This window comes from Telluria sp. RT2P19, assembly GCF_059685725.1.
Genome location: NZ_JCASIL010000038.1, coordinates 1 through 9,329 on the forward strand (window position 1 = coordinate 1; position 9,329 = coordinate 9,329).

Annotated in this window: 5 protein-coding genes and 1 rRNA gene; all 6 read left to right on the top strand. The window is 68.0% G+C overall.

Annotated features, from left to right (window positions below; translation table 11 throughout):
- Window positions 1-97, top strand: a 5S ribosomal RNA gene (rrf, locus tag AC56KW_RS25995); the annotation flags it as partial.
- A gap of 88 nt (window positions 98-185) precedes the next feature.
- Window positions 186-809 carry a DJ-1/PfpI family protein gene (locus AC56KW_RS26000; RefSeq protein WP_497173528.1) on the top strand — a complete coding sequence of 208 codons (624 nt, stop codon included), beginning with the start codon at window positions 186-188 and terminating at the stop codon, window positions 807-809.
- Window positions 810-862: 53 nt separating this feature from the next.
- Complete coding sequence (locus AC56KW_RS26005) at window positions 863-2,389, top strand: TIGR02677 family protein (RefSeq protein WP_497173524.1); 1,527 nt, start codon at window positions 863-865, stop codon at window positions 2,387-2,389.
- Window positions 2,386-3,648: a TIGR02678 family protein gene (locus AC56KW_RS26010; RefSeq protein ID WP_497173525.1), complete on the top strand. Its 1,263-nt coding sequence runs from the start codon at window positions 2,386-2,388 to the stop codon at window positions 3,646-3,648. Before AC56KW_RS26005 ends, AC56KW_RS26010 begins: the two co-directional genes overlap by 4 nt.
- Entirely contained in the window at window positions 3,648-7,811 is a 4,164-nt protein-coding gene (locus AC56KW_RS26015) for a TIGR02680 family protein (protein WP_497173526.1), read from the top strand. The genes AC56KW_RS26010 and AC56KW_RS26015 overlap by 1 nt, the downstream gene beginning before the upstream one ends.
- The gene (locus tag AC56KW_RS26020) at window positions 7,811-9,019 is read left to right on the top strand and encodes a TIGR02679 family protein (RefSeq protein WP_497173527.1); all 1,209 of its coding nucleotides are present in this window, start codon (window positions 7,811-7,813) and stop codon (window positions 9,017-9,019) included. Before AC56KW_RS26015 ends, AC56KW_RS26020 begins: the two co-directional genes overlap by 1 nt.
- Window positions 9,020-9,329: the final 310 nt, after the last annotated feature.

A 9,329-nucleotide genomic window follows, 5' to 3' on the forward strand; every position in this document is an offset into this window, starting at 1 on the left:
AGTCGGTCCCACCCCTTCCCATCCCGAACAGGACCGTGAAACGACTTTGCGCCGATGATAGTGCTGCAACCAGTGTGAAAGTAGGTTATCGTCAGGCTAGTTATATAGAAAAACCCCCGCTCAGTGATCTGAGCGGGGGTTTTTCGCTTTGGAATCCAGCCATCGCCACATACGAAGGAACAGAAATGAAAGCTTATCTGGCGGTAATCGATACGATGGCCGATTGGGAAATCGGCTATCTGACCGCCGAATTGCATAGCCGCAGGTTTTTCGCGGATCCCGAAATGGATTTCAAGCTGCTCAACGTCGGGCTAAACCTGGATCCAGTCATCAGCATGGGCGGCATTACCTATTTGCCGCACACAACGATCGACGCAATCGCATTGAACAAAGGTGATGTACTTCTGCTCCCAGGCGCGAACAACTGGCTGACGCCGCAGGCACTTCCATTACTGGAACTAGCCCGCGATGCGCTCGACCAGGGACATCAGGTAGCCGCAATCTGTGGCGCAACGATTGGCTTGGCGAATATCGGCGCGCTCGACAAGCGGCGTCACACCTCGAACGATCTCGGCCAGCTAAAACAGGCTTGCCCCAACTACCGTGGCGAAGCGCTCTATCGCAAGGAAGCAGCAGTTCGCGGCAATAACCTCATCACGGCAAGCGGACTAGCGCCCGTTGAATTTTCCTACGAGGTGCTCAAGATGCTGAAAGTCTGGCGCCCGGAAACCGCGCAAGCCTGGTATCGCCTGCACAAGACGCGCCAGGAACGCTGGCATCACGCGCTGCTTGCATCGATGTCGGTTTGACGCAAGCGCTGGTATGCCACTATAGTCATCCGGTGCCAATCCGCATATCCTGAATGATCGATCCCGTCCATTCCACCACCAGCCTGTTCCGTCACGTGGCCACCGATAAGGCCGCGCATTACCGCGCGATCATGGAAACCTTCGCCGCCGCCAAGCGCCAGTTTCGCCTGCAGCTGCGGCCCGACGAAGTGCAGATCGAAGCGCGCTGGCCTGGCGCCACGCCATCGCTCGACGAGATCCAGATGGCGCTGACCCAGTTGGCGGACTGGGGCAACCTGGAAGCCCAGCCGGATACGGCCCGGGTCTCGAGCATCGAAGACTTCTATCGCGCCCGCTACCTGTACCGCCTGTCGCTGGGTGGCGAAGCGGTCGAAGCCGCGCTGATCACCTTCGCGCAGACACTGGCGCGCCAGAGCGAGCTGCAGACCGTCGCGCTCGAGGATATCCTCACCGACCTCAACGCCCTGATCGCCCTGGCGGCCGAACCGGTGCCCGATGCGGCCAAGGTACACACGGTATTGCGCGACCTGGTGCGCGTGTTCGAGCGCCTGGCCGACGAAGCCCAGGCCTTTATGGCCGGTGTCGCCCGCGCCATCGAGCTGCAGCAGGCCGAGGTGCAGGCGGTGATCGCCTTCAAGCAGCGCCTGATCGACTACCTGCAGCGTTTCGTCGGCGACCTGGTCGCCCGCTCCGGCCTGATCGCCGCGCGCATCGTCGAACTCGATGCTGTCATCGAGTCGCTCCTGATGCTGGCCGCCGGCCGCGAACGGCGCGACAGCGCCCCTGGCGCGCAAGAAGCAGCGGCGCTCGAGGCACGCATGGTTACCTGGCGCGAACGGTGGCGCGGGCTGTCGCGCTGGTTCATCAGCGACGGCCACATCCCGGCGCAATCCGAATTGCTGCGCGCCCGGGTGCGTTCGGCGATTCCCCAATTGCTGGCGGCGGTGGCGGCCCTCAACGAGCGCCGCAGTGGACGCAGCGACCGGTCTGCCGACTTTCGCATCATGGCGCGCTGGTTCGCCGATGCGCGCGACGACGATGAAGCGCACCGCCTGTGGCGCGCCGGCTTTGCCCTCAATCCGGCGCGCCATTTCAGCCTGCAGAGCGAAGCCGTGGCGCGGCATGAACAGCTGCCCGCCTCGACGCCATGGGCCGATGCGCCCGCGGTGCCGATTCATCCGCGCCTGCGCGAACAGGGCGAGGTCACGCCGCGCGGCGCGCCGCCCCATGTGCGCGACCGCGATGCCGAACGCGCCATGCTGGCCGCCCACATCGCCGAAGAACGGGCGCAGATCGACGCCGCTCGCGCCACGCTCGCCAATGGCCGGCCGTCCAGGCTGTCCGAACTGGCGACGCTTGACACGCATGCGTTTCGCCTGTTCCTGGCCCTGCTGGGCGAGGCCCTGGTAGCGCAGCGTGATCCGGGCCAGGCGGTCGAATGCCATAGCGCCGACGGCCTGCTGCGCATCCGCCTCGAGCCGCTGGCCGATGGCAGCCACGCCAGCATCCAGACCGCTCTGGGTGTGTTCTCCGGGCGTGACCACCTGCTGACCATCACCCCCACTGGAGACCGGCCATGAGCCGCGCCCGTCCCGGCGCCGCCCAGGTCGGCGATGTCCTGAGCCGCCACCGCGACGAAGAGCGGCGCGACGCCTTGCGCGCACTGCTGATGTGCCCCCTGATGACGGCGGCCCACGCCGACTTCGGCGCGGTGCGGCGCCATGCACAGGAATTACGCGACTGGTTCTCGCAGTCGGCCGGCTGGATCCTGCACGTCGAGCATGACTGCGCGCGCCTGTACAAGCGACCGGCCGACCTGGGCGACGTCACCCGCGGCGCGCCCGACTTCGACCGCCGCCGCTACATCCTGTTCTGCCTGGCCTGCGCGGCGCTCGAGCGCTCCGATCCGCAGATCACCCTGCGCGCACTTGGTGAACGGCTACTTGCCCTGGCCGCCGATCCCGAACTGGCCGAGCGCGGTTTCAGCTTCCTGCTTGAGTCGCACCACGAGCGGCGCGAGCTGGTCGCCATCTGCCGCTATTTACTGTCGCTGGGCGTGCTGCAGCGGGTGGCCGGCGACGAGGACGCCTTCGTGAGCCATGCGGGCGACGCGCTGTACGATGTGCAGCGGCGCGTGCTGGCCGGGTTGATGGCCAGTTCGCGCGGCGCGTCGACCTGGCCCGCCGACAGTGCCCCGGCCACGCTCGATGCACGTCTTGCCGCCCTGACCGACGAATTCATCCCCGACAGCGACGAGGGGCGGCGCACCGCGATGCGCCACCACCTGGCGCGGCGCCTGCTCGACGATCCGGTGCTGTATTTCGATGAGCTCGACGCCGACCCCGCCATCCGCGCCTATTTCGTGAACCAGCGCGGCGCCCTTGCCGCCCGCCTGTGCGAGGCGACCGGGCTGGCTCCGGAGCAGCGCGCGGAAGGGCTGGCCCTGGTCGACGAAGCCGGCGAACTGACCGACATCGCGATGCCGGCCACCGGCACCGCGTCGCATGTCACGCTACTGGTGGCGGAATACCTGGCCGGCGCCGAGCGCGCCGCGCCGGGCACGCTCGTCACCGAAGACGCGGTGCAGGAATTCATCCGTGCGGCAGTGCAGGAATATGGCCGCTACTGGAACAAGGCCGCGCGCCTGCCGGGCGCCGAACAGGAACTGGCGCGCAATGCGCTGGCGCGCCTGGCGTCGCTGCGGCTGGTTCGGCGCGAAGGCGAGACGGTGCGCACGCTGCCGGCCCTGGCCCGCTTCTCGCTCGGCAGCACCGACATCGTGGCGCGCAAGAGCCCCGCCAACCATAACGCTCCACTGGCCCAGACAGACCTCTTCTGATGACCGATTCATTATTCCAGCTCGATTCCGCCGCCCCCCAGACGCCGGCACTGCCCGAACCGCTGCGCGAGCGCTGGCAGCCGCTGCGCCTCGGCCTGGTCGAACTATTCCACTACGATAGCGAGGAATTCTGGTTCCACGACGGCCACCTGCTTTTGCGCGGCAATAACGGCACCGGCAAGTCGAAGGTCCTGTCGCTGACCTTGCCCTTCCTGTTCGACGCCAGTCTCAAGCCGTCGCGGATCGAACCGGATGGCGATCCCGGCAAGCGCATGGCGTGGAATCTCCTGCTCGGCAAGCACGAGCGGCGCATCGGCTACGCCTGGATCGAGTTCGGCCGCATCGACGAAGATGGCACGCCGCGCTACCTGACACTCGGCTGCGGCCTGTCGGCGGTGGCGGCGCGCAACCAGGTCGACAGCTGGTTCTTCGTCACCGAGGGCCAGCGCATCGGCCGCGAGCTGTGGCTGATCAATCCGCAGCGCGCGGTGCTGGGCAAGGACCGCCTGGGATTGGCGCTGGGCGAGCACGGGCGGGTGTTCGAGACCGCAACCGCGTATCGACGCGCGGTCGACGAGCGCCTGTTCCACCTGGGCGAGGCGCGCTATGGTGCGCTGATGGATACCTTGATCCAGCTGCGCCAGCCGCAGTTGTCCAAGAAACCGAACGAAGAAAACCTGTCGAACGCGCTGACCGAGGCGTTGCCGCCGTTGTCCGACGACCTGTTGACCGACGTGGCCGAGGCCATGAGCCAGCTCGAAGAATATGGCCTGCAACTGGCCGAGCTGCAGGCACTGGCAAAGGCGATCGGCGGCTTCAATGGCTTGTACCAGCGCTATGCACGCGTCAATGCGCGGCGCCAGGCCCAGGTGCTGCGCTCGGCCCAGACCGGATTCGATAAATCCAGCCGCGAACTGAACGAAGCCCGCACAGTGCTCGAGAAAGCCGCCGCTGAAGAAGCGCAGCAGCAGCGCAGGCTGGGCGAGATCGATAGCCAACTGGCGCAAGATCGCGCCGCGCTCGACGAGATCCAGTCCGATCCGCTGATGCAGGATGCCAACCGCCTGGGTCAACTGGAGCGGCTGGCACTGGCTTCGCGTAACGACATGCAGGCGGCGCAGGCGGACGTGCGCCGCAACCAGGAGCGGCATGCACGCGACGCTCAGCTGCTCGAACAGATACAAGCCAGGGCAGGGGCCGCGCGCACCGCACTGGGGCAGGCTTACGCCGCGACCGAGACGCGGGCGCAGCAAGCCGGCGTGACGGCGCGCGACGCCTGGAGCGATGCCGCCGCGCTGGCCGAGGCCGACGCCGCCGCTGGCCTGCCGGAGCGCGCCTATGTCCAGTTGCAGCAAAGCCTGCGCCAGCTTGCCGCGCAGCGCCGCGCCGATATCGGCGTGGTCGAAGGACGCCTGCGCCAGGAGCGCGAGTCCGGACAGCGCCGCCGCGATGCACAGCGCACGCGCGACGACCGCGCAGTCGAACTGGCTGAAGCGGCGGCGCGCGCCACCGAGGCCGATGCGGCGGTGGCGACGGCAGGCGAGGCCCTGGTCGCGGCCTGGCAAGACCATGCCGGGACGCTGCGCGAACTGGCGCTGGTCGACCAGGCCGCATTGTTCGAGGCGCTGGGCGACTGGAGCGCCACGCTGGAAGGCGACAATCCCGCGCGCCAGGCACTGGAAGACGCGCAGCATGCCGCCAGCCTGCGGCTGTCGCAGCACGAAGCCGACGCGCGCCAGCAAAGGGATGGCGTCGATGCGCAACGGCAGGCGCTGGAAGCCGAACATGCGCGTTTGGCGCTTGGCGAAGACCAGGGGCCACCCGCGCCCTACCAGCGTGCGCCGGACGCGCGTGCAGTGCCGCGCGCCGGCGCGCCATTCTGGAAACTGGTCGAATTCAATCCCCAGCGCGCCTGGGCCGAGGGCGAACAGGCCGGCTTGGAGGCGGCGCTGGAGGCGAGCGGCATCCTCGACGCGTGGGTCGCGCCCGACGGCACGCTCGCAGCAACCGGCACTGGCCTGGGCGATACCTTCCTGCTGGCGCGCAAGGAGCAGGCGCAGGCGCTGGCCGGCTGGATCGTCCCGGCCGCCGGCGCCGCGGTCGATGCCGGGCAACTGCAACGCCTGCTGCGCTCGATCGCCTGCTCAATGTCGGCCCAGGACGGCGCCGAGGCCTGGGTAGCGCCGGATGGCCGCTTCCGTGTCGGGCCGCTGGCTGGCGACTGGCGCAAGAGCGCCGCCGAATACATCGGCGCCGCCAGCCGCGCCGAGGCACGGCGCTTGCGCATCGCGCAGATCGGCGCCGAGCTCGAGGCGCTGCGGCGCGACCTCGCGCGGCTTGACGCGCTGCTGGCCGATCTTGGGGAGCGGCGTGCCCGCGCGGCGCAGGAATGGCGTAGTGCGCCGTCGGATGCCGGATTGCGCACGGCGCACGTGACGGCGGCTGCGCTCGAGCAGCAGCGCCGCCAGTCGCTGACCCGGCTGGCGCAGGCCGATGAGCGCCTGGGCGCGAGCGACGCCGCCTGGCGCGCCGCCCGCGAGCAGCTGTTGCACGATGCGGGCGACCTTGGCTTGGCGCCGGATGCGGCCGGGCTGGAACAGGCTGGTGCGGCGTTGCGCGATTTCGAGGGCGCGCTGCACGACCTGTTGCTGCGCAGCGCCGAGGTGCGCCACGTCTGGCCGGAGCGCGAACGCCAGGCCACCCGCACCGACGAACTGGCGCGCGACCTGGCCGCGGCGCGCGAGCTTGCCGTGCAGCGGCAGGCCGAACTGGACGAAGCCGAAGCCCGGGTGCGCAGCCTGCGCGAGCGGGTGGGAAGCCAGATCGGCGAGCTCGAACTCAGGCTGGCGCGCTATCGCAACGCAGTCATCGCCGGCGAGCAGGCGCAGCGCCAGGCTGGCCACGATGTCGCCCAGGCCGGCAAGGACCTGGCGCGCAGCGAGCAGCGGGTCGAAGACGCCGACCGTGCGTTGACCGAACGCCAGGAAGCGCGCCAGCTGGCGGTGCAGGCGCTGGAGCGCTTCTGCGCCACGGGCCTGCTGGCGGTGGCCTTGCCCGAACTCGACGCAGATGTGCCGACCTGGAATATCGAGGGCGCGCTCGGCGTCGCGCGCCGTGCCGAGCAGGCCTTGCAGGCGGTTGCGTCGGACGACGCCGAATGGTCGCGCGTGCAGAGCGCGTTCTCGCATGACTACACCAGCCTGCTGACGGCCCTGACCGCGCTTGGCCACCAGGCCCAGGCCGAAACCACCGACTTCGGGATGATCGTGACGATCATCTATCAGAACCGTCCGCAACGGCCCGACCTGATCGAAACCAGCCTGCGCGACGAGATCGCGCAGCGCCAGGCCTTGCTGACGGCGCGCGAGACCGAGGTGCTCGAGAACCACCTGCAAGCCGAAGTCGCGGCGGCAATTCAGCGCATGCTGCGCGAAGCCGAGGCGCGCCGCAACGCGATCAATAACGAACTGGCGAAGCGGCCAACCTCGACCGGCGTCAAGTTCCGGCTCGACTGGCAGCCTTTGCCCGAAGGGGCGGAAGGGGCGCCGGTGGGCCTGGAGGCGGCGCGCAAGCGCCTGCTCAACACCAGCTTCGATGCCTGGTCGGCGCAAGACCGGCAAGTGGTCGGCACCATGCTGCAGAACCGCATCACGGCCGAGCGCACCCGCGCCGACGGCGAGAGCGCGAGCCTGCTCGAGATGCTGGCGCGCGCGCTCGACTACCGGCGCTGGCACCGGTTCCGGGTGCAGCGCTGGCAGGACGGGCAATGGCGTCCGCTGGCGGGACCGGCGTCCAGCGGCGAGCGCGCGCTTGGCCTGACCGTGCCGTTGTTCGCCGCGGTGTCGAGTTTTTATACGCATGGCGGCTCGAAAGATGCGCCACGCCTGGTGTTGTTGGACGAAGCCTTCGCCGGCATCGACGATGCCGCGCGCGCACACTGCATGGCGCTGGTGCGCGAATTCGATCTCGATTTCGTGATGACCAGCGAGCGCGAATGGGCCTGCTATGCCGAGCTGCCCGGGGTCTCGATCTGCCAGCTGCAGCGGCGCGAAGGCATCGACGCGGTGCACGTGTCGCGCTGGCGCTGGGATGGCCGGGCGCGCCGGCTCGAAGGCGATGGGGTGCGCCGCTTCCCGCCGCCGCTTGACGCCGAGGTGGCCTGATGGCCGATCGCGCACGCCTGGACCGCCTGCTGGGCGGCCCGGCACTGGCCGGACTGCGTGCGCGCCTGCGCAAGCGATACGAACAGGGACGCGACGGCGGCACGGTCACGCTGGGGCAGCTGGACGCTGCCGAACGCCTGGCGCTGTGCGGCTTGCTGGGACGGCCGGCTGCAGGTGGCGCATCGTTGCGCTTCGACATCGCCGACCTGGATGCGGTCTTGCTGCGCAGCGGCGCGGCGGCATCCCTGCGCCAAGCGCTCGAACTGCTTGATGGACCGCTTCACGATTTGAGGGCCTTGCGCGAGTCGACCGTGCTGGAGTGGAGCGATTTCCAGGCCTCGCTGGCCGAGCCGCGTATCGCCGCGTGGCTTGCGCAACCGCGCGCGTTGGGCGCCTTGAAGCGCGCCAGTGGCGGACAACTGGCCACGGCGGCCCGGCTGTGCGGCGAGGCTGCCAGGGTGCTGGCGGCGCTGCCGCGCCAGGGGGGCAGCACGCGCTCGCAGCTGGCGGCGCAGGTACTGGGTGACGCCCATGCGCTCGACACCGGGCGGCCGGTGGCCGCGCTGGTGCTGGCAGCGCTGCGCCATGCCCGGGCCGACGAACTGGAAGAAGGCGAGCAGGAGGAATCGGCTCGCACGCAATGGGCGACGGCGGGCATCCTGGTCAATGCCCTGGCGCGTCCGGCGCTGGCGCTCAATTTGCCGGGGAATGAAGGTCGTTGCGGCGAGCCCGATTACCTGTCCTTGCGCGCGCTGCTACGCACGCGCCGCCATTGGGATGTGGCGCAGCGCGCTGTCTTTGTATGCGAGAATCCCAATATCGTCGCGATCGCGGCCGACACCCTCGGCGCGGAGTGCGCGCCGCTGGTCTGCACCGATGGCATGCCGGCGGCGGCGCAGCAGACCTTGTTGTCGCAACTGGCGGCGGCGGGGGCGCGGCTGCATTATCACGGCGACTTCGATTGGCCGGGGATCGCCATTGCCAATGTCGTGATGCAGCAATTCGGCGCGCTGCCATGGCGTTTCGGTGCGCAGGATTATCGTGCGGCGGCGGGCGCAGCCGCTGAGTCGTGCCGTCGCCTGGCGCCGCCCGGACGAGATGCTTGCTGGGATGGTGAGTTGAAAGGCGTCATGCTTGCGCTGAAGACGCCGGTCGATGAAGAAGCGGTAGTGGATTTTCTTCTGGCGGATTTATCGCGCGCTTCGTGAAACCGGGCTTGCGGACTACGTTTGCCTTTGCTATAGTCTTGCTCCTCGACGCAGACGCCACCTTACGGTAGCGAAAGCGAAGAGAAAAAAGAGGTTGACGAAAAATGAGAAACACTTCATACTCTCGCCTCTCTGCTGCTGACGAACACAACGCTTCGAAGCAAGCAGCAGATGACGCAGTACCGAATAAAGCTCTTTAAAAATTAACAGTCGATAAGTGTGGGCGTTTGATGAAGGTGCCAAGAACTTCGGTTCTTGATTACTTAAATTATCAAATGTTCACGAAAAAGAAATACGTTATCTCAGCAAT